General features: G+C 69.2%; 21 protein-coding genes. 10 read left to right on the top strand and 11 right to left on the bottom strand.

The window, feature by feature from the left end:
- Nucleotides 1–185 precede the first annotated feature (185 nt).
- From RCH22_RS08325 to idi, 7 genes are read right to left on the bottom strand one after another with little or no spacing between them, the layout of a single operon-like run.
- On the bottom strand, nt 186–1,079 hold the full coding sequence (locus RCH22_RS08325) for a prenyltransferase (RefSeq protein WP_327013561.1): 894 nt from the start codon (nt 1,077–1,079) through the stop codon (nt 186–188).
- Entirely contained in the window at nt 1,076–1,540 is a 465-nt protein-coding gene (locus RCH22_RS08320) for a lycopene cyclase domain-containing protein (protein ID WP_327013560.1), read from the bottom strand. The genes RCH22_RS08325 and RCH22_RS08320 overlap by 4 nt, the downstream gene beginning before the upstream one ends.
- Nucleotides 1,537–1,872, bottom strand: a complete 336-nt coding sequence (locus RCH22_RS08315; protein ID WP_327013559.1) for a lycopene cyclase domain-containing protein — start codon at nt 1,870–1,872, stop codon at nt 1,537–1,539. The genes RCH22_RS08320 and RCH22_RS08315 overlap by 4 nt, the downstream gene beginning before the upstream one ends.
- Nucleotides 1,869–3,614, bottom strand: coding sequence for a phytoene desaturase family protein (gene crtI / locus RCH22_RS08310; protein ID WP_327013558.1), 1,746 nt, complete (start codon nt 3,612–3,614; stop codon nt 1,869–1,871). The genes RCH22_RS08315 and crtI overlap by 4 nt, the downstream gene beginning before the upstream one ends.
- Nucleotides 3,611–4,519 (bottom strand): squalene/phytoene synthase family protein, encoded by a 909-nt coding sequence (locus tag RCH22_RS08305; RefSeq protein WP_327013557.1) that lies wholly within the window; start codon nt 4,517–4,519, stop codon nt 3,611–3,613. The genes crtI and RCH22_RS08305 overlap by 4 nt, the downstream gene beginning before the upstream one ends.
- The gene (locus RCH22_RS08300; RefSeq protein WP_327013556.1) at nt 4,516–5,562 is read right to left on the bottom strand and encodes a polyprenyl synthetase family protein; all 1,047 of its coding nucleotides are present in this window, start codon (nt 5,560–5,562) and stop codon (nt 4,516–4,518) included. Before RCH22_RS08300 ends, RCH22_RS08305 begins: the two co-directional genes overlap by 4 nt.
- Complete coding sequence (gene idi, locus RCH22_RS08295; RefSeq protein WP_327013555.1) at nt 5,555–6,082, bottom strand: isopentenyl-diphosphate Delta-isomerase; 528 nt, start codon at nt 6,080–6,082, stop codon at nt 5,555–5,557. Before idi ends, RCH22_RS08300 begins: the two co-directional genes overlap by 8 nt.
- An 88-nt stretch (nt 6,083–6,170) precedes the next feature.
- Between idi and RCH22_RS08290 the strand changes: the two genes are divergently transcribed.
- The 3 genes from RCH22_RS08290 to RCH22_RS08280 all read left to right on the top strand — a co-directional run bounded on the left by RCH22_RS08290 (nt 6,171) and on the right by RCH22_RS08280 (nt 7,919).
- On the top strand, nt 6,171–6,788 hold the full coding sequence (locus tag RCH22_RS08290; protein ID WP_327013554.1) for a MarR family winged helix-turn-helix transcriptional regulator: 618 nt from the start codon (nt 6,171–6,173) through the stop codon (nt 6,786–6,788).
- Nucleotides 6,789–6,797: 9 nt separating this feature from the next.
- Entirely contained in the window at nt 6,798–7,325 is a 528-nt protein-coding gene (locus RCH22_RS08285) for an adenine phosphoribosyltransferase (RefSeq protein ID WP_327013553.1), read from the top strand.
- Nucleotides 7,326–7,415: 90 nt separating this feature from the next.
- On the top strand, nt 7,416–7,919 hold the full coding sequence (locus RCH22_RS08280; RefSeq protein ID WP_327013552.1) for an NUDIX domain-containing protein: 504 nt from the start codon (nt 7,416–7,418) through the stop codon (nt 7,917–7,919).
- Nucleotides 7,920–7,929: 10 nt separating this feature from the next.
- Here RCH22_RS08280 and RCH22_RS08275 read toward each other — a convergent pair whose 3' ends face one another.
- Nucleotides 7,930–8,397, bottom strand: coding sequence for a nitroreductase/quinone reductase family protein (locus RCH22_RS08275; RefSeq protein WP_327013551.1), 468 nt, complete (start codon nt 8,395–8,397; stop codon nt 7,930–7,932).
- An 85-nt stretch (nt 8,398–8,482) separates the two neighbouring features.
- Nucleotides 8,483–9,181, bottom strand: coding sequence for a DUF1295 domain-containing protein (locus RCH22_RS08270; RefSeq protein ID WP_327013550.1), 699 nt, complete (start codon nt 9,179–9,181; stop codon nt 8,483–8,485).
- Between the two features lie 111 nt (nt 9,182–9,292).
- Between RCH22_RS08270 and RCH22_RS08265 the strand changes: the two genes are divergently transcribed.
- The gene (locus RCH22_RS08265; protein WP_327013549.1) at nt 9,293–9,811 is read left to right on the top strand and encodes a hypothetical protein; all 519 of its coding nucleotides are present in this window, start codon (nt 9,293–9,295) and stop codon (nt 9,809–9,811) included.
- A gap of 52 nt (nt 9,812–9,863) precedes the next feature.
- On the opposite strand, the gene RCH22_RS08260 is transcribed toward RCH22_RS08265, so the two are convergent.
- On the bottom strand, nt 9,864–12,506 hold the full coding sequence (locus RCH22_RS08260; RefSeq protein WP_327013548.1) for an ATP-dependent DNA ligase: 2,643 nt from the start codon (nt 12,504–12,506) through the stop codon (nt 9,864–9,866).
- Between the two features lie 114 nt (nt 12,507–12,620).
- Between RCH22_RS08260 and RCH22_RS08255 the strand changes: the two genes are divergently transcribed.
- The 5 genes from RCH22_RS08255 (at nt 12,621) to RCH22_RS08235 (ending at nt 16,070) form a co-directional block, all read left to right on the top strand.
- Complete coding sequence (locus tag RCH22_RS08255; RefSeq protein WP_327013547.1) at nt 12,621–13,484, top strand: Ku protein; 864 nt, start codon at nt 12,621–12,623, stop codon at nt 13,482–13,484.
- A gap of 28 nt (nt 13,485–13,512) precedes the next feature.
- On the top strand, nt 13,513–14,130 hold the full coding sequence (locus tag RCH22_RS08250; RefSeq protein WP_327013546.1) for a CDP-alcohol phosphatidyltransferase family protein: 618 nt from the start codon (nt 13,513–13,515) through the stop codon (nt 14,128–14,130).
- An 86-nt stretch (nt 14,131–14,216) separates the two neighbouring features.
- Complete coding sequence (locus tag RCH22_RS08245) at nt 14,217–14,630, top strand: FHA domain-containing protein (RefSeq protein WP_134446136.1); 414 nt, start codon at nt 14,217–14,219, stop codon at nt 14,628–14,630.
- Nucleotides 14,630–15,328, top strand: a complete 699-nt coding sequence (locus RCH22_RS08240; RefSeq protein WP_327013545.1) for a MerR family transcriptional regulator — start codon at nt 14,630–14,632, stop codon at nt 15,326–15,328. Before RCH22_RS08245 ends, RCH22_RS08240 begins: the two co-directional genes overlap by 1 nt.
- 190 nt (nt 15,329–15,518) lie before the next feature.
- Nucleotides 15,519–16,070: a MerR family transcriptional regulator gene (locus RCH22_RS08235; protein ID WP_134446113.1), complete on the top strand. Its 552-nt coding sequence runs from the start codon at nt 15,519–15,521 to the stop codon at nt 16,068–16,070.
- Between the two features lie 150 nt (nt 16,071–16,220).
- Here RCH22_RS08235 and RCH22_RS08230 read toward each other — a convergent pair whose 3' ends face one another.
- Nucleotides 16,221–17,027, bottom strand: a complete 807-nt coding sequence (locus RCH22_RS08230) for a ParA family protein (protein ID WP_134446112.1) — start codon at nt 17,025–17,027, stop codon at nt 16,221–16,223.
- Between the two features lie 77 nt (nt 17,028–17,104).
- Here RCH22_RS08230 and RCH22_RS08225 point away from each other — a divergent pair, with 77 nt between their 5' ends.
- Nucleotides 17,105–20,509, top strand: a complete 3,405-nt coding sequence (locus RCH22_RS08225) for a pyruvate carboxylase (RefSeq protein WP_327013544.1) — start codon at nt 17,105–17,107, stop codon at nt 20,507–20,509.
- Nucleotides 20,510–20,521 lie beyond the last annotated feature (12 nt).

Below are 20,521 nucleotides of genomic sequence, written 5' to 3'. Positions count from 1 at the left end.
ACGACCAGGCGCACGTTGGCGGGTGCGCGGCCTCGGGTTCTCGTCAGCGTGCGAGCGAAACGCAGGATGAGGCCGCGCGTGAGGCCAGGGGAGCCTCAGCGGCGCTCTGGTCCTGCGTTTCGAGGGCGCGCGGTCGTGCGGATGCTGGCGTCGCGGCATCCGCTCGGCGCGCGTCAGCACCCGCCTCAGAGCAGCGACGACACGATCAGCAGCATGGTCACGCAGAACCCGGACACGAAGTTGAGCCAGAGAAAGCGCTTCCAGCCGGCATTGGCCGTCTCGGCGCGAGCATCGCTCACCGACCGGAAGGGCCACGCGGCCACAATGTACGGAACCGCGAGCACGGCGGCGAGCAGGCCGGGCCACCCGGTCGCGAGCATCAGCAGCCCGGCCGCAGCCCAGCAGCCGATTGCGAGCCGTACCGTCCGGGCGGCGCCGAGCGCGGTCGCGATCGAGGCGATCCCGCCCTCCCGGTCCGGCACGACGTCCTGCACGGCCCCGAAGGCGTGGCTGGCCATACCCCAGAGGAAGAACGCGGCGAGCAGGGCGACCAGGCCGGGTGTCCACTGCGCCCCGGCGACCGCGAGCCCGTAGACCGCCGGGCTCACGAAGTGCGTGCTCGACGTCACGGAGTCGACGACCGGGCGCTCCTTGAACCGCAGCCCAGGCACCGAGTACGCGGCGACGGCAAAGAGGCTCACCGCGAGCACGACCCACGACAACGGATGCCCGGTGCCGGCCAGCACGAGCATCGCGCCGAGCACGGGCACCGCCGTCAGGATTCCGGACACCAGCACCGTGCGGTGCAGGGCAGGGTCGAGCATCGCGCCCTCGACGCCGCCCTTCCGCGGGTTGCGCAGGTCGGACTCGTAGTCGAACACGTCATTGATGCCGTACATCAGCAGGTTGTACGGGATCAGGAAGAACAGTGTGCCGACCACAAGGAGCGCGTCGACGCGCCCCGTCGTCACGATGTAGGCGGCCGCGAACGGGTAGGCCGTGTTGATCCAGCTGAGGGGCCGCGAGGACAGCAGCACCTGCCGCGTCTTCCAGAGTGTCGTCGTACGGATGCTGCTCATCGGTTCCCCCCGCGCGTCGCCGTTTGGCTACTGGCGCTGTTGTCGTGATCCTGCCCGGGACCGTGATCCCGCCCCTGGTCCGTTGCCGGACTGGATTCTCCCACGGTTCCGGTCCCGTCGACCGACCCGGGGCGGACCGGGGCGACCCGTCCGGCCGGAGCCCGGCGCCCCGGCAGGAGCGTCCAGAGCGCGGGCAGCAGGAGGGCGGTGGCGACCGGGTAGGCGAAATCCTCGACCGGGGCCAGGCCGAGGCGGAGGCCAGAGGTGTGGGCGGGGTCGTATGCGACGAGCCCGACGCCGATCATCAGGTTGTCGAAGATCGCGCTCAGCACGAGCACCGCGAGCAATGCGCACGCGATCGCCGCGACCCTGCTCCGGGAAGGACGTCGCCGCAGCCCGGCAACGACCGCTGCGAGTGCGGCCGCGACGACGAAGACGAGGTCGAGCAGCAGGTAGGTCATGTGCGCCGCTTTCGACGCGCACCGCGTTCGAGAAGCAGCTCCGCCCCGCGCAGGGCGTTCATGGTCAGGTAGCAGAGGAAGGCCAGGAAGAACAACTCCTCGAGCGGGAGCTCCGGCGCGAGCTGGATGCCGGTCATCAGGTCCGTCTCGCCCCGGTAGAAGATCCCCGCAGTGATGCCGCCCGCGTCCCAGGCCAGCAGGAAGGCCACGCCGATGGCGAGCACGGCGGCGGCCTTGCGGCCGTCGCGCCAGAAGAACAGCCGGAACCTGCGGTCGAGGAGCACCATGGCGCCGAGCGAGACGAGCAGGCCCAGCAGATAGGCGACGCTCACGGCGTGCCGGGCGCGTCCGGCCCGTCCGCGGTGCGGACCCCGGTTGCGGCGGCTTCCGCGGCGGCCGCGCCGGTCCCGCCCGCTGCGCCGGGCTCTGGGCGCAACGGCACCGAGACCCGGACCGCCGCCGAAACCGGCGTGCGCCGAGGCATCGGTTCCGGCAGCGGTCCCGTGCTCGTGTCCGAGCGCATCCTCTTGAGCAGGATTTCGGCGCTGATCAGGCACATCGGAAGCCCGATCCCCGGGATCGTCGTGCCGCCCGCGTAGTAGAGGCCGTCGATCTTCGCGGAGGCGTTCGACCCGCGGAAGAACGCGCTCTGCTTGAGCGTGTGTGCGGGGCCGAGTGCCCCGCCGCGCCAGGAGTTGAGGTCGTCGGCGAAGTCGCCCGGCCCGATCGTGCGGCGTACGACGATCCGGTCGGCGAGGTCGGGGATGCCCGCCCAGTCGGCGAGCTGCCCGATGGCGTCGTCGGCGATCGCTTCGATGGCGGGGGAGCCCGCGCCGTCGATTCCGCCGTGGCCGAGGCCGGGGTCTGCCGGGATCGGCACGAGCAGGAACAGGTTCGATGAGCCGTCCGGTGCGACGCCTGGGTCTGTCGCGCTCGGCATGCAGACGTAGAACGAAGCCGGTGAGGCGATGCTCGGCGTCTTCCCGAAGATGCGGCCGAAGTTCTCGCCCCAGTCCCGGGTGAACAGGAGGGTGTGATGCTGCAGTTTCGGCAGTTGGCCGCTCACGCCGAGCAGTACGAGCACGGCACCGGGCCCTGATACCCGGCGCTGCCACCAGGACTCCGGGTAGCTTTGCAACGGCTCGGGAAGAAGCTCGGTCTCGGTGTGGTGCAGGTCGGCGGCCGAGACCACCCGGTCGGCGGCGAGCCGTACGGTGGTCCCTGCCCTGTCGACGTAGCTGACCCCGGTGACGGATGCACGAAGTCGCTTCGACACGCCAGCCCGCGTTCCCGGTGTGGTGGTTATTCCCGTGACCCTCGCGCCCGTGATCACTTCGACGCCCTCGGCCCTGGCGAGTTCGGCGATGCTGTCGATCAGGCGGGTGAAGCCGCCCTGCGGGTAGAGCACGCCGTCCGCAAGGTCGAGATGACTCATCAGGTGGTACATCGACGGGGTCTGGTCGGGGGAGGAGCCGAGGAAAACGGCCGGATAGCCGAGGACCTGGCGCAGTCGCGGGTCGCGGACGTAGCCGGCGACGAACTTGTCGAGCGGCTGCAGGAGCAGCCGGGCGAGCCGGGGGAGGCGGGTCAGGACGTCCCTGACGAGCAGCGGCCGGAACGACTGGAAGCTCGTGTAGAGGAACCGGGACACGGCCATCCGGTAGGTGTCCTCCGCGGAGTCCAGATAACGGTCGAGCGCGGCACCCGCTCCTGGCTCGAGGCTTTCGAACAGGGCGACGTTGTCGGCGCGTTCGGCGCGGATGTCGATCGGATCCGGGTCGTCCTCGAAGAAGACCCGGTAGCCGGGGTCGAGGCGGCGCAGCTCGAGTTGCTCTGCCGAGCTCGTGCCGAACAGGCGGAAGAAGTGGTCGAAGACGCCGGGCATCAGGTACCAGGACGGTCCGGTTTCGAACCGGAACCCCTGTTCGGTCCAGGATCCTGCGCGGCCACCGAGGGTGTCGTTGGTTTCGAGCAGGGTCACCAGGTGCCCGTCACGGGCGAGCAGGGCCGCACTGGCGAGGCCGGCGATCCCGCCGCCGATCACGATCGTGCGGTTTCCATTCGAAGGGGTCATTTCTTCCACGCTCCAGGGCCGAGGGCTGCGCCGAGGGCGATCGTCAGTTTTTCCGGGTCGGGTACCCGCACCCGGGCGTTCAGCAGGCCGCGGGCCGGCGTTCCGCGGAGTTTGACCGCGAGGCTCGCGAAGAGGCCGTGCGCGGCGGCAACCGCACGCCGGTTCCCGCGGGGGAGCAGGGGCAGCGCGCGCGCCGCGGCGTTGAGGTCCGCGTCCATGTCGTCGAGGAGGAAGTCCTTCTCCTCGTCGGTCATGGTGAGCAAGTTCACTCCCGGGAAGTAGTTGCGTCCGAGATCGTCCCGGTCGGCGGCGATGTCCCGCAGGAAGTTGACCTTCTGGAAGGCCGCTCCGAGACTGCGGGCGCCGGCCGTGAGCGTCGCCAGTTCGGTCTCTGTGCGTTCGGACTCTTGCAGGAACGAGCGCAGGCACATCAGCCCGACGACCTCCGCAGAGCCGTAGATGTAGTCGGCGATGCCGGCGGCGTCGAAGGGGGCCGGGTCGAGGTCGCGTCGCATCGAGGCGAAGAACGGCGTCGTGAGCCGGGCATCGATGCCGGTCGCCCGCGCGGTGTCTGCGAAGGCGTGCACGATGAGGTTTGTGCTGAAGCCGGTCTCGATCGCCCGCAGGGTCTCGTCCTCGAGTCCGTCGAGAGCCGCACGCTGCGCCGCATCCGGGAGCCCCGCCTGGCTCGCCGCGCCGTCGACGATTTCGTCCGCGATCCGTACGAGCGCGTAGATCGAGCCGACCTGGCGGCGTTCCCGTGCGGCGAGGAGGCGGCAGGCCAGACCGAACGATGTCGAGTAGACGCCGATGACCTGGGCGGAGCTCGCATGGGCCGCCCGGGTGTACGTCGCGATCTGGGTGGCCGTGCCGGTCGTGGGCGTCGGGCGTCGGGTGTCGGTCATCGGCTGCGATTCACTGAGGTGTCGGCGAGCTGGGTGAGGGTTGTGCGGAGGACAACGGGGATCGCGGCGATGTCGAGCGCGGCGACCGCCCTGCGGGCGTGGTCGATCGCGAGCTCGTCCGTGGACTGCAGGGCCCCGCAGGTGCGCAGGAGCCGCTTGGCCTCCTCTGCCTCATCCTGGGTGAGGTCAGCCTTGCCGACGAACGGTGCGATCGCCGGCCAGTCGTCCGTCCTGCCGGCGTAGGCCACGAGCGCGGTCTGCTTGCCCTCGCGCAGGTCGGTCAGTGCGCTCTTCCCCGTGCGCGCGGGGTCTCCGAAGACACCGAGGATATCGTCGGTGAGCTGGAAGGCGACGCCGACGAGCCTGCCGAACCGCCCGAGGGCGACGATCGCCTCCTCGCTCGCTCCCGCGAGCACTGCCCCGGCCATCAGGGGAGCCTCGAAGGAGTAGACGGCGGTCTTCTGCTCGAGGGTCACGGTCACTTCCTCGACAGAGAGGGGAGTCTTCGAGGCGGTGTTCGTGACGTCCGCGAGTTCGCCGGCCGCCGACACGAAGACGGCCCGGTCCAGAAGGTCGAGGAGCCGGCCGCGCTGCTCAGCGCCGATCGGCAGCAGGGCGAGTGCGCGGTGCGCCTCGCTCAGGGCGAGGTCGCCGGCGAGGATCGCCGCCGTGGTCGCCCAGGCTCCGGTCTGCGTCCCGACGGCTCCATGGGCGAGGGCTCGCTCCGTGAACCGGCCGGCGACGTTCGCGACGCCCCGACGGTGCAGGTCGCGGTCGATCACGTCGTCGTGGATCACGAACGCGGTGTGCAGGAGCTCGAAGCTCACGGCGACCGGGATCGCCAGGCTCATCTCTGTTCCGCCGAGTCCGGCATATGCGGCGAGAACGAGCGCCGGGCGCACTCGCTTGCCGCCACTGCTGGCCTGCTCGAGCGAGTCCCAGAGAGCGACGTAGTGCGTTCCGTAGTCGCTCGCTCGCAGCCTGGCCGCCGCGAAGTATCGCTGGAGTTCGGTCTCTACTTCGATGTGGGCGATCTCAGGCATCGAATCTCAACTCCTTAAGTTGGAGCACCATCCATGGGCTGAAGGCCCACGGGCTGGAAAGCGCGCTCGCGCGCAGGGTTTCGGGGTCGGTCCACACGTATTCGGAAACCTCGTCGGGATTCGGCACGGGTTCGGTGTACACCGTCGCGCGGTACACCGGGCAGATCTCGTTTTCCACGATGCCGCTCGCATCCGTCGCCCGGTAGCGGAAAAGGGGAAGCGCCACGGTCAGTTCGTCGAGGTCGAGGCCGAGCTCAAACCGGCCGCGCCTGGCGATGGCCCGCCGCTGCGACTCGTCTGGCAGGGGATGCCCGCAGAAGGAGTTCGTCCAGACTCCCGGCCAGGTCCGCTTGCCGAGGGCGCGCCGGGTGACGAGAACGTCCCCGCGTTCGTTGAAGACGTAGACGGAGAAGGCGAGATGAAGGGCGGTGTCGGCGTCGTGCATCGTGCTCTTGGGCGCCGAGCCGATCGAGCGCCCGGAGTCGTCAAGGAGTACGACGAGTTCGACCGTCTGGTCCACAGCCTGCATTTGATTCCTCCCGCTACCCGCCACCATACCCGTAGATATTGCTAGCCAAGTTAGCTAATTGTGAGGGTAGCATGGTGGAATGTCCGAACGAGCCACTTTCCCGCCCCGGTCTCCGTCGCCGGAGCCGAGCTTCTGGATTGGCCAGGGGAACACCGCTGCACCCGGTGCGACCGGTGCGCGTGACGTTCTCGCCGCGCTCCGGGCCTTCCGGGCCGCGGATGCCGCGATGCGCGAGCGCGCCAGGGCCGAGCTCGCGGTCAACGAGACCGACCTCGTCGCGATCAGGCACCTGATCCAGCGCGAGGCCCGCCGGACACCGGTCAGCCCGAAGGATCTCACCGCTCACCTCGGGATCTCCTCGGCCGCGACCTCGAAGCTGCTCGCGCGCCTGACCCGCACCGGGCACATCCGCCGCGAGGCGCACGCCGTGGACGGACGGGTCCAGCTCATCTTCGCGACGCCGGCGGCGCATCAGGAGGTGCGCCGGGCGCTCGGGGGCGTGCACGAGCGGATGTTTGCGGCCGCTGAGGACCTCGAACCGTCCGAACGCCACGCCGTTGTCCGCTTCCTCACGGCCGTCGCCGACGCCATGTCCGCAACGAAGACGGACTCCGCGTCGCATCACGGCGGCAGTCCGACCGGAGTCGCAGCCCCGAGCGGGGGGACCGAAGCGGTTCCGGGGCACTCGACCACCTAGGCTTGACCGGTGCCAACACCAGCAGCAGACCATGTGACAGCCCTCCTCGCGTCCTACCAGGACTTCCCGGAGACGGGCATCCTCTTCCGGGACCTCAACCCCGTGTTCGCGGACGCCCTGGCCTTCCGGGCACTCATCGATGAACTCGCCGGGCGATTCGCCGGGCAGTTCGACGCGGTCGCAGGAATCGAAGCGCGCGGTTTCCTGCTCGCGGCGGCCGTTGGATACGCGGCGGGGGCAGCCGTGCTCGCCGTGCGCAAGGGCGGCAAGCTGCCCGGCTCCGTGTTGTCGGAGAACTACGACCTCGAATACGGTTCCGCGTGCCTCGAACTCGAGATCGGTCAGCTGCCGGAGGGATCCCGGGTACTCGTCCTCGACGATGTGCTCGCGACGGGCGGAACGATCGCGGCAACGTCCCGGCTCGTCCGGCGTGCCGGCTATCGGCTGACCGGCGTCGGCGTCGTGCTCGAGCTCACCGAACTCCTCGGCCGCGACCGCCTCGGCACCACCCCGCTGCACACCATCGTCGCCCTCTAGAACGACCCCACGGCGGGCCGGAACCGACCGCACTGTGCGAAAACCGTACGCCGTGGGTCGATTGGCGGCCCGATGCCGCATGCTTGGTTCATGAGGGGAAACGGCGACGAGTGGGTCTTCGCGCCGGACGGCCGCAGGTTCTGGGGACGGTTCGGCGCTGCCGGGCTGCTCGTGCACCACGCCGACCTCGGGGTGCTGATGCAGCATCGCGCCGAGTGGAGCCACAACGGCGACACCTGGGGGCTTCCCGGCGGCGCCCGGCATGAACACGAGACCGCCCTCGAGGCCGCCCTCCGCGAGGCGAACGAGGAGGCCGGCGTGCCCGCTGAACTCGTCAGCGTGCAGTTCAGCTCGGTACTCGACCTCGGCTTCTGGTCGTATACGACGGTCGTCGTGCGCGCCCTCGAACCCTTCGAGCCCGTGATCAGCGACCGTGAGAGCATCGCACTGCGCTGGGTGGCCGCCGAGCTCGTCGACGCACTGCCGTTGCACCCCGGCTTCGCCCTGAGCTGGCCTGCCCTGCGCGCCCGCCTGGACGGGGCGGATGCCGGCGGCCCGGCCACCGACGTCCGCACGCCGAAGTCGCGCGCCTGACCCGCTGCAGTCAGACGGCGGTCAGCACCCGGAAGACGGGATGGTCCGCGGCGATCGCCTCGAACGCCGAAACGGGTTCGTGCCGGTCCACGGGAATGTGCGGGCGCCCGCCCGGGGCCTTCTCGACGAAGCGTTTCAGGACCGGCGCGCGGTCCTCCGCCGGCACCTCGACGAGCCAGACCGGGCGCGCCGAGCGCCTGCGGAGCGTCGCTCTGCCGCCCGCCGCGCGCACGTTCCGCACCCAGTTGCATTCGCCGAGCATCGAGACGAGGTACCACTGGCCGTCAACGTCGGCCATCCCGATCGGGAACCGCGTCACCTGTCCGCTGCGTCGCCCGACGACCTCGAGGGAGACCCAGCGTCTCGGCAGTACTCCGAGGCGCAGCGCCCGGTTCCACAACCGCGCATAGCGCTTCGCCGTGGCGTTCCCCTGCCCGCCGGAGTACATCGCGCGAAGCCGGTCTGCCTGTGCGCCCATTACCGCGCCCTCCTCACCGGACGGGACGCCGGCCGGGGGACGGCCAGCGGGTCGCCCCGGGGAAACCACGGCACGATCGGGCTCGTCACGCGCTGGTATGCGGGGTAGCCCGTGTGCCGGGACACCACTGGCCGAGCTCGCAGAAATAGTTCGGGTGCCGCGAGTAGCGGAACAACCCGGTGCGGAGGACGTCCGGACCTGCGGACGCACTCGACTCCCGAGCACTCGACTCCCGAGCACTCCACTCCACAGCGCTGCCCACGGATGCCGCGAGCGGCTGCCCGGCCCGGTGGGAGTCCCACTGTTCCTGGTCCGCCACCCCTTCACCGATGAGCAGCAGCACGAAGACGCAGGCCAGCACCAGGTCGGGAGGGCCGAACGGGTTCGCAGCGTGCACGGCAGCGGTCCCGGCGGGCGACACGATCAGGAGCAGGATGGTGTTCTGGCAGATCGTGATGAAGAACAGGTTGAAGAGTCCGAACCGTGCCGGCGACATCCGCCCGCGGAGCACCGCCCACCGGTAGTCCTCTCCGCCGGGCGCGTAGCCGCCCTTGCGGGCGAAGTCGAACGTCAGCCGCGCACCCCACAGGGTCACGAGAACTGCGATCGTCACGAGGCGAACGTCGTCGAAACCGGACCCCGCCGCGAACACCCAGGCGTAGACCGGCGGCAGCACGGACCAGGATCGGTCGACCCAGGAGTATTCCCGGGTGATGAGGGAGAGCGTCCAGGCGGCCATGCAGGCGATGAGCATGATCCAGAGGCAGACGACGAACGTGTCCATGTCCGAAGCGTACGCCGGGTGCTGCCGTCCGGCACCGTGCGCCCGGCACGCTGTACCCGATCCGTGACACCGGCCCCGTGCAACCCGCTACCGTTGACACCCGGAGGAATCATGAAACTGGAACCGTTGTTCCTCAGGCTCGATCGGGTCGCCGGTGGTCGTTCCGTCGAATACACCATCGCGCCCGAGATGCGCCGGCACCCCAGGACCAGGCGCACTTTCGTCGCGATCCTGTGGCTCCTCGCCGCGGAACTGGTCCTCGGCTCGGCCGCGGTCGTCGTCGCGGTCGTCCTCTTCCTCGGCGGCACCGAGATCCCGTCCTCGGTCTGGATGCGCACCTTCGTCGTGCTCGCGATGACGCTGACCCTGCTCTACTTCGCCTGGCGGGCGCAGAAGGGCTTCTACTGGGCCTACCTCCGGCTGCGCCTGTTCAGCAAGATCTTTCCGGTGATCACGCTCGTCCTCGCCGCGATCCCGGGCCTGTATCCGTTGTGGATGGTCAGCGAGCAGATCCTGTTCAGCCTCATCATGATCGGCGTCGGCGACTACCTCTCCTCCGACCACATGCGCGGGGCGTTCCCCAGGCCGCCGCGCACACCGAAGCCGCCGCGCACCGCACCGCCGCGCTAGCCTGGCGCGCTACGGACCCCACCCGAACGTCGCCCCGCGCTCCGGAGTCGCCTCAGGCCTCCCGCACGACCTCCTCCGCGGACTTGTCCGGGCGCCAGCCCCGCCACGACGGATGCCGCAACCGGCCATCCGAGGTCCACTCGAGATAGTCGACCTCCCCGACCAGGACAGGCCGCACCCAGTGCGCGTCCCGTACGTCGGCCGCCGGCACCGCGGCGAACGGGCTCTCCGCCTGCGCGAGCCGGTCGAGCCGGCCGCGCAGCACGACCAGGTCCCGGTCTCGGAACCCGGTGCCGACCCTCCCGACGTACTCGAGGCCCGTCTCGGACGGAATCCCGAGCAGCAGCGAACCGAGCGACCGCGACCGGTTGCCGTTCCCGGTGCGCCAGCCGCCGATAACGACCTCCTGAGCCCGGTGGTGCTTGATCTTGATCCACGATCGCGACCGCCGCCCGCCCTCGTATCCGCCGTCGGTGTCCTTCGCGACGATGCCTTCGAGACCGAGCTCGCGGCTCACCCGCACGGCATCCTGCGCGTCGCCGGGGAGGTCCGGCGACAGCTGCACCGCCCCGTCGCCCGTGACGAGCGACTCGAGGATCGCCCGCCGCTCCGAGTACGGCGTGCGGCTGAGGTCGACCCCGTCGCGTTCGAGCACGTCGAACACGAGGTACTGCACCGGGGTCGCGGCGGCGGCTGCGGCCACCGTGCGGCGGGTCAGGTGCATCCGGCTCTGCAGCAGGCCGAAGTTGGGCCTGCCGGAGCGGTCGAGCGCGACGATCTCCCCGTCGAGCACCGCGCTGGCCGCGTCGACAGCGGTCGGAACCGCCGCGAGAAGCTCGGGGTAGGCATCCGTCACCTCGTTGCCCGCCCGGGTGAAGAGCTGCACCGGCCGCTCGGTGCCCATCGTCGACAGGTAGGCGAGTGCGCGAATGCCGTCCCACTTCGGTTCGAAGGCCCACCGGATGTCCGTGACCAGGTCCGTGGCCGATCCGAGCGTCGCGAGCATGGGCGTGTACCGCCCGCGCGGGCTCGCATCCGGCCGCCCGCCCGGCGCGACTCCGCCGGTCTCGGTGCCGGGGGCCATGCCGGGATTCGGTCCGAAGTCCGCACCGGTCTCCGGGACCGGCTGTCCCGAGTCCGGCGCGGCGGCCGATACGGCCGCGGCTGATCCAGTAGCGGATACGGCGGCCGGTGCCACCGTCCGCCGGACCCTGGCGCCGGCCTTCGGCTTCATCAGATGGATGAGCCAGTTCTGGGCCGAGCGGTCGTGAGAACCCTGGCCCTGCGCGTTCGTGCGGATGAGCGCGAACCGCCGCGTGCCCCCGAGGCCCCCACCCGGCTCTCCGTGAAGGGTCGCGATGACCTCGTCTTCCCGCCATTTCTCGAGGTCGTAGCGGCCGCGATCCCAGATCGACACCGTGCCCGCCCCGTATTCCCCTGCCGGAATCTCACCCTCGAACCCGCCGTACTCGAGGGGATGGTCTTCGGTGCGCACGGCGAGGTGATTCTTCGCCGGATCCGTCGGCACCCCGCGCGGGAGCGCCCAGGACGCGAGGACACCCTCGTGCTCGAGACGGAAGTCGTAGTGCAGGTTCCTGGCGTGGTGTTCCTGGATGACGAAGCTCTGCCGGTCGTGGCTCCCATTCACGGCGGCGGTGCCTGCTTCCGGCACCGGCTCCGGGGTGCGCGCCGACGAGCGTTTGCTGCGATACACGGCCAGCCGGTCCCCGGGGTCTGGTGCGGCGGCATCCGCCCCCGCATCGCGCGCGCCGTCCCGTTCCGGTTCGCGCGCCCCAGAACCGTGCGCTCCGAGCAGCTCGGCGAGCGGATCGCCGCCGTGCTCGACCCGGCTCAGCGCCTGCTTGTAGTCGAGCTGGGTGAGTCCGGGCTCGGCGAGCTCCCGCCAGGTGCGCGGCATCGCGACCATCGGCCGGAACGTGCCGCGCAGGGAATACGGCGTGATCGTGGTCTTCGCAGCGTTGTTCTGGCTCCAGTCCACGAGCACCTTGCCGCCCCTGATCGACTTCTTCATGTCGCTCACCACGAGGTCGGGGTGGTCGGCTTCGAGCGCTCGGGCGAGTTCGTGCGCAACCTGCGAGATCTCGTCGGAGGTATGGGTCAGGTCCAGCGCGGCATAGAGGTGGATGCCCTTGCTCCCGCTCGTGACCGGGAGCGGGTCGAGTCCCATATCGCGCAGGATGGCGCGGGCGAGCCTGGCCACCTCTGCGCACTCCGGAAGCGTGACGCCCTCGCCGGGGTCGAGGTCGAGCACGAGCCGGTCGGGGTTGCGCCTGCTGCCGTCCCGCCCGAACTGCCACTGCGGAACGTGGAGCTCGAGCGCCGACATCTGCCCGAGCCAGGTCAGGGTCGCGACGTCGTTCACGAGCGGGTACACGTTCGTGTGGTCGGTGTGCTCGATCGAGTGGCGCTGCACCCAGCTCGGCGCTGAGTCCTCGAGGTTCTTCTGGAAGAACATCTTCTCCGGCTTCTCCGCCGTGCCGACCCCGTGCACCCAGCGCTTGCGGGTCGCCGCACGGTTCGCGGCATGCGGCACGAGCACCTCGGCGATCGCGGCGTAGTACCCGAGGACATCCGCTTTTGTGGTGCCGGTCTCGGGGTAGAGCACCTTGTCGAGGTGCGTGAGAGTGATCCGGTGACCGTCGACGGACACGACCTGGCTCGTCGCCTCGTTCATCCGGCCTCCGTTCCGATCGATTCGCCCGGGTTCTCCCGATGCCGTTCCACCAGCATGCCCGCGCACTCCCCGTCCGGCTAGTACGGGGGGCGGATGCGGTGTCTACTGGTTCGCATGAGATCGATCTGGAAAGGCTCCATCACCTTCGGCCTCGTCAACGTGCCCGTCAAGGTCTACAGCGCGACAGAAGACCACGACACCCCGTTGCACCAGGTCCACGATGCCGACGGCGGGCGCATCCGCTACCAGCGGCGATGCTCCCGCTGCGGCCGGATCGTCGACTATGCCCACATCGACAAGGCGTACGACGACGGCGAGAACACGGTCGTGCTCACCGAGGAGGAGCTCCGCAGGCTCCCGGCGGAGAAGAGCAGGGAGATCGACGTCGTCGAGTTCGTGCCGAGCGAGCAGCTCGACCCGATGCTGTTCGAGAAGAGCTACTTCCTGGAACCGGACGGCGCATCGCCGAAGGCATACGTCCTGCTGCGGCGGGCGCTCGAGGCGAGCGACCGCACTGCGATCGTGCGTTTTGCACTCCGCCAGAAGACCCGGCTGGGCGCGCTCCGGGTGCGCGGTGACGTGCTGCTCCTGCAGGCGCTGCTCTGGAGCGACGAGGTGCGGGAGGCCGACTTTCCCGCCCTGGCCGAATCGACGAAGATCTCGCGGCAGGAGCTCGAACTCTCGGCGGCGCTCGTCGAGTCTTTCGCCTCCGACTTCACCCCCCAGAACTACCGCGACGACTACCAGGACCAGCTCAGGGAGCTGATCGAAGCCAGGCTCGCGGCCGGAGAGACCGTCGAGGCTGCCGAGGCAGGGGAGGCGGGGGAAGCCGCAGGAGAGGAGTCCGCCGGCGGCGAGGTCCTCGACCTGATGGAGGCGCTCCGGCGCAGCGTCGAGCGCAGCCGCGGCGGAGGGAAGGGCGGCACGGAGGCAGAGGGCGACGACACGGCGCGGCCCGCGAAACGGCGCATTCCGTAGAGCACCGGCGCATCGGTAGACTCGCACAATGGCAGGGGCGGAAGTACCCATCATCAGTTCCAGGGTTCTGACCCTGCCCAACCTGCTGAGTGCCCTCCGGCTCGCCCTCGTTCCGATCTTCCTCGTCCTGCTCGTCCGCGGCGCGGATGCCTGGGCGCTCCTCGTGCTCCTCGTCGCGAGCCTCACCGACTACCTCGACGGCGTGATCGCGCGGCGCTTCAACCAGATCACCCGGCTCGGCCAGCTGCTCGACCCCGCGGCCGACCGGCTCTACATCTTCGCGGCGCTCCTCGGCCTGGCCTGGCGCGACCTCGTGCCCTGGTGGATCGTCCTCGTCGTGATCGGCAGGGACGTCTTTCTGCTCGGCCTCGGGATCGTCCTTGCGAACCACGGCTACGGACCGCTCCCGGTCAACCTGCTCGGCAAGGCCGCGACGTTCTGCCTCTTCTATGCGCTGCCGCTGATCATGCTCGGCCAGGCTTTCCCGATGCTCGGCTGGTGGTCTCTTCCGATCGGCTGGGCCTTCGGAATCTGGGGAGCATTCCTGTATTGGTGGGCCGGAATCATCTACGCTTTCGAGACGGCCAGGGTGATTCGGATTCCGCGGGCCATACCGTCCATTCGATCGGATACGATTGGGGGGTAGGAGGTGTACCGGTGATTGATTCCAAAAAGCCAGATGAGAGCCAGCGTAAGACCGCGCCCGAAGAATATTCCGGCACCGACACGACGATGACGTTCAGCCAGGGCTTCGCAGCCCAGCTCGCGGCCGTCGACAACGACGTGACGGCAGAAGAACAAGAAGCGATCTCCGCCCTTCCCTCCGGATCGGCTCTCCTCGTCGTTCGCCGCGGTCCGAACTCGGGCGCCCGGTTCCTGCTCGATGCCGATGTGACGACCGTCGGGCGGCACCCGCACGCGGACATCTTCCTCGACGACGTGACCGTGTCCCGCCGGCACGCCGAGTTCCTCCGCCACGGAACCTCGTTCGAGGTCAAGGACCTCGTCTCCCTCAACGGCACCTATTTCGAGGGAGTGCGCATCGAAACCGCAGCGCTCCACGACCGGGATGAAGTCCAGGTCGGCAAGTTCCGGCTCACGTTCTACGCCTCGCGACTCGATCTGGCGCCACAGGCGAGCGAGTAGTGGCAGCGTCCTCCGCCCAGGCCAGGCAACCGGGTGCGACGTCGCTGTTGAGCATCGGACAGGTGCTCGCTCGCCTGACCCCGGATTTTCCAGACCTCACCCCGTCGAAGCTGCGCTTCCTCGAGGAGCAGCGCCTCGTCTCTCCCGCGCGCACCGAATCCGGCTACCGCAAGTTCTGCGCGAGTGACCTCGACCGGCTCCGACTGATCCTGTCGATGCAGCGCGACCTGTACCTTCCGCTCAAGGTCATCCGGGGCTACCTCGACGACCTCGACGCCGGCAACTCGCCGTCCCTGCCCGGGGGAGTGACTCCGGGTCCGTCGATGCTGTCGACCGAACGGCGCCTCAGCAGGGACGAGCTCATCCGCGAGGCCGGGGCATCCGCCGCCCTGCTGCACGACGCCGTGTCCGCCTCGATCATCCTTCCGGCGGAAGTGTACGGTGACGATGCGCTCGGAGTCCTGCGTGCCCTTGTCGAGCTCCAGCACAGCGGGATCGAACCGAGGCACCTGCGCGGCTTCCGCGGCGCGGCAGAGCGGGAACTGGGGCTGATCGAGAGCGCACTGGTGCCACTGTCCCGACGCAGGGATGCATCGAGCCGGGCGAAGGCCGCGGAAATGGCCGTCGAAATCGCCGGCAATTTCGAAGTCATCCGCGGTAGCCTGATCCGTTCGGCGCTCGGTCGCCTCACCGGTTAAGCTGGGCCGGATCGCCAGGAAGTCGTAGACTGCTGGAAGCGCCGCCGGACCGAATCCGATCCGGACGAATCCCACCGACAGCAGTCCTACGACACGCCGACGCGTTCGGGCGGATGTCCGGGCCTGGGTCAAGTACCTCGGTAGCGTTGCATCTGCGGCCGCGCCGCACCCCATTCCGAGAGGCCATCGTATGAGCGAGCTCAGCAAGCGTGACGACGCCTCCCGCTACGGTGACGGACTCCTGTTCACGGACGGCATGCCGGACCTCGATGAGAATTCCGGGTACCGGGGCGCCGTCGCGGCCCGTGCCGCCGGCATCACCTACCGCCAGCTGGACTACTGGGCCCGTACCGAACTCGTCGAACCGACGGTGCGTGGTGCAACCGGATCCGGCACGCAGCGGCTCTACGGCTTCCGCGACATCCTCGTGCTCAAGCTCGTCAAGCGCCTTCTCGACACCGGCATCTCGCTCCAGCAGATCCGCACGGCCGTCAACCAGCTCCGCGAGTCCGGGGTCAGCGACCTCGCCCAGACGACGCTGATGAGCGATGGCGCCAGCGTCTATCTCTGCACGTCCAACGACGAGGTCATCGACCTCGTCAGCCGCGGCCAGGGCGTCTTCGGAATCGCCGTCGGCAAGGTCCTGCGCGAAGTCGAGACGACCCTCGTTGAGCTCGACTCGCAGCCGTCCGACCCTTCCGACGAACTCGCCGTCCGCCGCCTCGCCCGCAAGGTCTCCTAGCCCGCCGGCAGGACGAGCTCACCGGCAGGACATCCGCTTTCTCGCGTCGCCCGCGATCGAGTTGCGGAAAAGACACCTTCGTGATGCCTGGGAAGGTGTTTCGTCCGCAACTCAGCGTCAGAATATGACTCGGTTTGGGGGCGAATCCGCCTAGCGCTGCTCCGCGTATTCGCCGATGCGTGCGGTGCGGAGGATGCGGTCGAGCAGCTGGTCGAAGTAGCGGGCCATTTCCTGCGCGCTGTCGCCGGGCCAGGTGTGCAGCGGCTTCGCGGCGCCCTGCGCCTGCTGCAGCGACGTGCGCTCAGGCAGCTGGGGGCTGAGCACGAGCGGGCCGAACATGTCCCGCAGTTCCTTGATCCGGAACTGGTGCTCGAGGGACGCGATCCTGGCACGGTTCACGATGATGCCGAGCGGCTGCAGCCGTGGGCTGAGTCCGCGGCGGATCTCCTCGATCGCGCGCAGTGCGCGGTCGGCGGCGGCGACGGAGAACAGCCCGGGCTCTGTGACGACGGCGACACGGTCGCTCGCCGCCCACGCGGTCCGGGTCAGGGCGTTGAGGGAGGGTGCGCAGTCGATCAGCACCAGGTCGTAGTCCTTCTCGACCGTGGACAGGGCTTCTTCGAGCTTCCAGATGTCGCGGATGCTCGGGTGCGGCCCGTCGAAGTTGATGGCGGACGGGCTGCCGATCATGACGTCGATCGTGCCCTGCTGGCCGCGGGTCCAGCCGCTCGGCACGATGGCGGCGCGGACGATCTTTTCCTTGGGGGAGGCGAGGACGTCGGCAATGTTCAGGTGGCCGGCCACCTCGATGTCCATGCCGGTCGACACATCCGATTGCGGGTCGATGTCGACGACCAGGGTCCGTACGCCGCGGGCGAAGGCAGCAGACGCCAGACCCAGGGTCACTGTGGTCTTGCCTACTCCTCCCTTGAGGGAGCTAACGCTTAGTACGTGCACAAGTAGATACGTTACCTTCACTAGTCTTAGAGAACCTAACCGCCAGCTGTGTGCCCGTCGCCTCCTGAAAGGTCTGCATGTTCACGAAGATTCTTGTTGCCAACCGCGGAGAAATCGCGATTCGCGCGTTTCGTGCAGCGTATGAACTCGGCGCGAAAACCGTCGCCGTTTATCCGTTCGAAGACCGGAATTCCCTCCATCGCCTGAAGGCGGACGAGGCGTACCAGATCGGCGAACCCGGGCACCCGGTCCGGGCGTACCTGACCGTGAGCGAGATCATCCGGGTGGCCGTCGAGAGCGGCGCCGACGCCATTTACCCCGGCTACGGTTTCCTTTCGGAGAACCCCGAGCTCGCACTCGCCGCCCGCGAGGCCGGCATCACCTTCATCGGCCCCGGCGAGCACGTGCTCGAAATGGCCGGCAACAAGGTGACAGCCAAGGAGCACGCGATCGCTGCTGGCGTTCCCGTGCTCAAGTCGAGCGCGCCGTCGAAGGACCTCGACGAGCTCATCGCCGCAGCTGCCGACATCGGCTTCCCGATCTTCGCCAAGGCCGTCGCCGGCGGAGGCGGCCGCGGCATGCGCCGCGTCGCGAGCATGGAGGACCTGCGCGGCTCCCTCGAGGAGGCGATGCGCGAGGCCAACAGCGCCTTCGGCGATTCGACCATGTTCCTCGAGCAGGCCGTGCTCCGCCCCCGGCACATCGAAGTGCAGATCCTCGCGGACTCGACCGGCGAAACCGTGCACCTCTTCGAGCGCGACTGCTCCGTGCAGCGCCGCCACCAGAAGGTCATCGAGATCGCGCCGGCCCCGAACCTCAGCGACGAGATCCGTACCCGTCTCTACGCGGATGCCGTGGCTTTCGCCCGCTCCATCGGTTACGTCAACGCGGGCACCGTCGAGTTCCTGCTCGACACCGTCGGGGAGCGCGCAGGCCAGCACGTCTTCATCGAGATGAACCCGCGGATCCAGGTCGAGCACACCGTGACGGAAGAGGTCACCGACGTCGACCTCGTCGTCGCCCAGATCCGCATCGCCGCGGGGGAGACCCTCGCCGAACTCGGGCTGCTCCAGGACCAGATCCACCTGCGCGGCGCCGCGCTCCAGTGCCGGATCACCACCGAAGACCCCACGATGGGGTTCCGACCGGACACCGGGAAGATCACGACGTATCGCTCACCCGGTGGGGCAGGCATCCGACTCGACGGTGGAACCATCAACCCGGGCGCGCAGATCAGCCCGCACTTCGACTCCATGCTCGCGAAGCTCACCTGCCGCGGTCGCGACTTCACCGCAGCCGTCACGCGCTCCAAGCGGGCGCTTGCCGAGTTCCGCATCCGCGGTGTCTCCACGAACGTCGCCTTCCTCCAGGCCGTCCTGGAAGACCCGGGCTTCGCGGCCGGCGACCTCAGCACCTCCTTCATCGACGAACGGCCAGACCTGCTCCGCGCCCGCGTCTCGAAGGACCGTGGAACGAAGATCCTGAACTGGCTCGCCGACGTCACCGTCAACAAGCCCAACGGGGTCCCGATCACCCTGCTGAACCCGGCAGAGAAGCTTCCGAAGCTCGACCTCAGCGTCCCGGCCCCCGCAGGCTCCCGCCAGCGGCTCCAGTTGCTCGGCCCGGCCGGCTTCGCCGCGGAACTCCGCGCCCAGACCGCACTCGCCGTGACGGACACCACGTTCCGCGACGCCCACCAGTCGCTCCTGGCGACCCGGGTGCGCACGAGGGACCTCGTCGCCGTCGCGCCGTACGTCGCCCGGATGACGCCGGAGCTCCTCTCGATCGAGGCCTGGGGCGGCGCGACCTACGACGTCGCGCTCCGCTTCCTCGGCGAGGACCCGTGGGAACGACTCGCCGCCCTGCGGGCCGCGCTCCCCAACATCAACGTGCAGATGCTGCTCCGCGGCCGGAACACGGTCGGATACACGCCGTACCCGACCGAGGTCACCCACGCCTTCGTGCGGGAAGCGTCGGACACGGGCGTCGATATTTTCCGGATCTTCGACGCCCTCAACGACGTCTCGCAGATGCGCCCGGCGATCGACGCCGTCCTCGGCACCGGAACGAGCATCGCCGAGGTCGCACTCTGCTACACGGGCGACCTGCTCGACCCCGCGGAGGACCTCTACACGCTCGACTACTACCTGCGCCTTGCGGAGCAGATCGTCGACACCGGCGCGCACATCATCGCGATCAAGGACATGGCCGGGCTGCTTCGCCCGGCGGCCGCAGAGAAGCTCGTCGGAGCGCTCCGCGAACGCTTCGCGCTCCCGGTGCACGTGCACACCCACGACACTCCCGGCGGCCAGCTCGCGACCCTGCTCGCCGCCGCGCGCGCGGGCGCCGACGCTGTCGACGTCGCGAGCGCACCGATGGCCGGCACCACGAGCCAGCCCTCTGCGTCCTCGCTCGTCGCCGCGCTCGCGCACACCGAACGCGACACCGGCATATCGCTCAAGGCCGTCTGCGACCTCGAACCGTACTGGGAAGATGTGCGCCGCGTCTACCACCCCTTCGAATCGGGGCTCCGGGCCCCGACCGGGCGGGTCTACAGCCACGAGATCCCCGGAGGCCAGCTCTCCAACCTCCGTACCCAGGCCGTCGCACTCGGCCTCGCCGACGACTTCGAGCTGATCGAGGACATGTACGCCGCCGCGAACCAGATCCTCGGCCGCGTTCCCAAGGTCACGCCCTCGTCCAAGGTCGTCGGCGACCTCGCCCTCTACCTCGCCGCCGTCCGCGCCGACCCGGCGGACTTCGCCGCGAACCCGGGCAACTACGACGTGCCGGACTCGGTGATCGGCTTCATGGCCGGCGAACTGGGCGACCTGCCCGGCGGCTGGCCGGAGCCCTTCCGCAGCAAGGTGCTCGCCGGTCGCAGCATCCACATCGGCGTCACCGAGCTGACGGCGCCGGAGCGCGAGGCGCTCGACGGCGACAGCCTGACCCGTCGCTCGATGCTCAACCAGCTGCTCTTCCCCGGCCCGACCCGCCAGTTCGAGCAGATCCGCGAGCTGTTCGGCGACCTCTCCGTCGTCGACACCGTCGACTACCTCAACGGGCTGCAGCAGGGCATCGAACACTCGGTTGAGATCGACAAGGGCGTTCGCCTCTACGTCGGACTCGAGGCGATCGGCGAGGCGGACGACAAGGGCATGCGCACCGTCATGACCACGCTCAACGGCCAGCTGCGCCCCGTGTTCGTGCGCGACCGTGGCATCACCGTGAGCACACAGGCCGCCGAGAAAGCGGATGCGAACCGGCCGGGCCAGGTCGCGGCTCCCTTCTCCGGGGTGGTCACGCTGCAGGTCGAGGAAGGCGCGATGGTCGAGGCCGGCCAGACCGTCGCCTCCATCGAAGCCATGAAAATGGAGGCGGCCATCACCTCCCCGATCGCCGGTGTCGTCGAGCGGGTGGCGATCCCGAAGACGCAGCAGGTGGACGCCGGCGACCTCCTCGTGGTGGTGCGCCCGCGCTAGGCTGAAGGTCGA

Source organism: Cryobacterium sp. GrIS_2_6, assembly GCF_035984545.1.
GTDB lineage: Bacteria > Actinomycetota > Actinomycetes > Actinomycetales > Microbacteriaceae > Cryobacterium.
The sequence above is the reverse complement of the archived record's forward strand: the minus strand, read 5'-3'. Positions and strand labels throughout refer to the sequence as shown.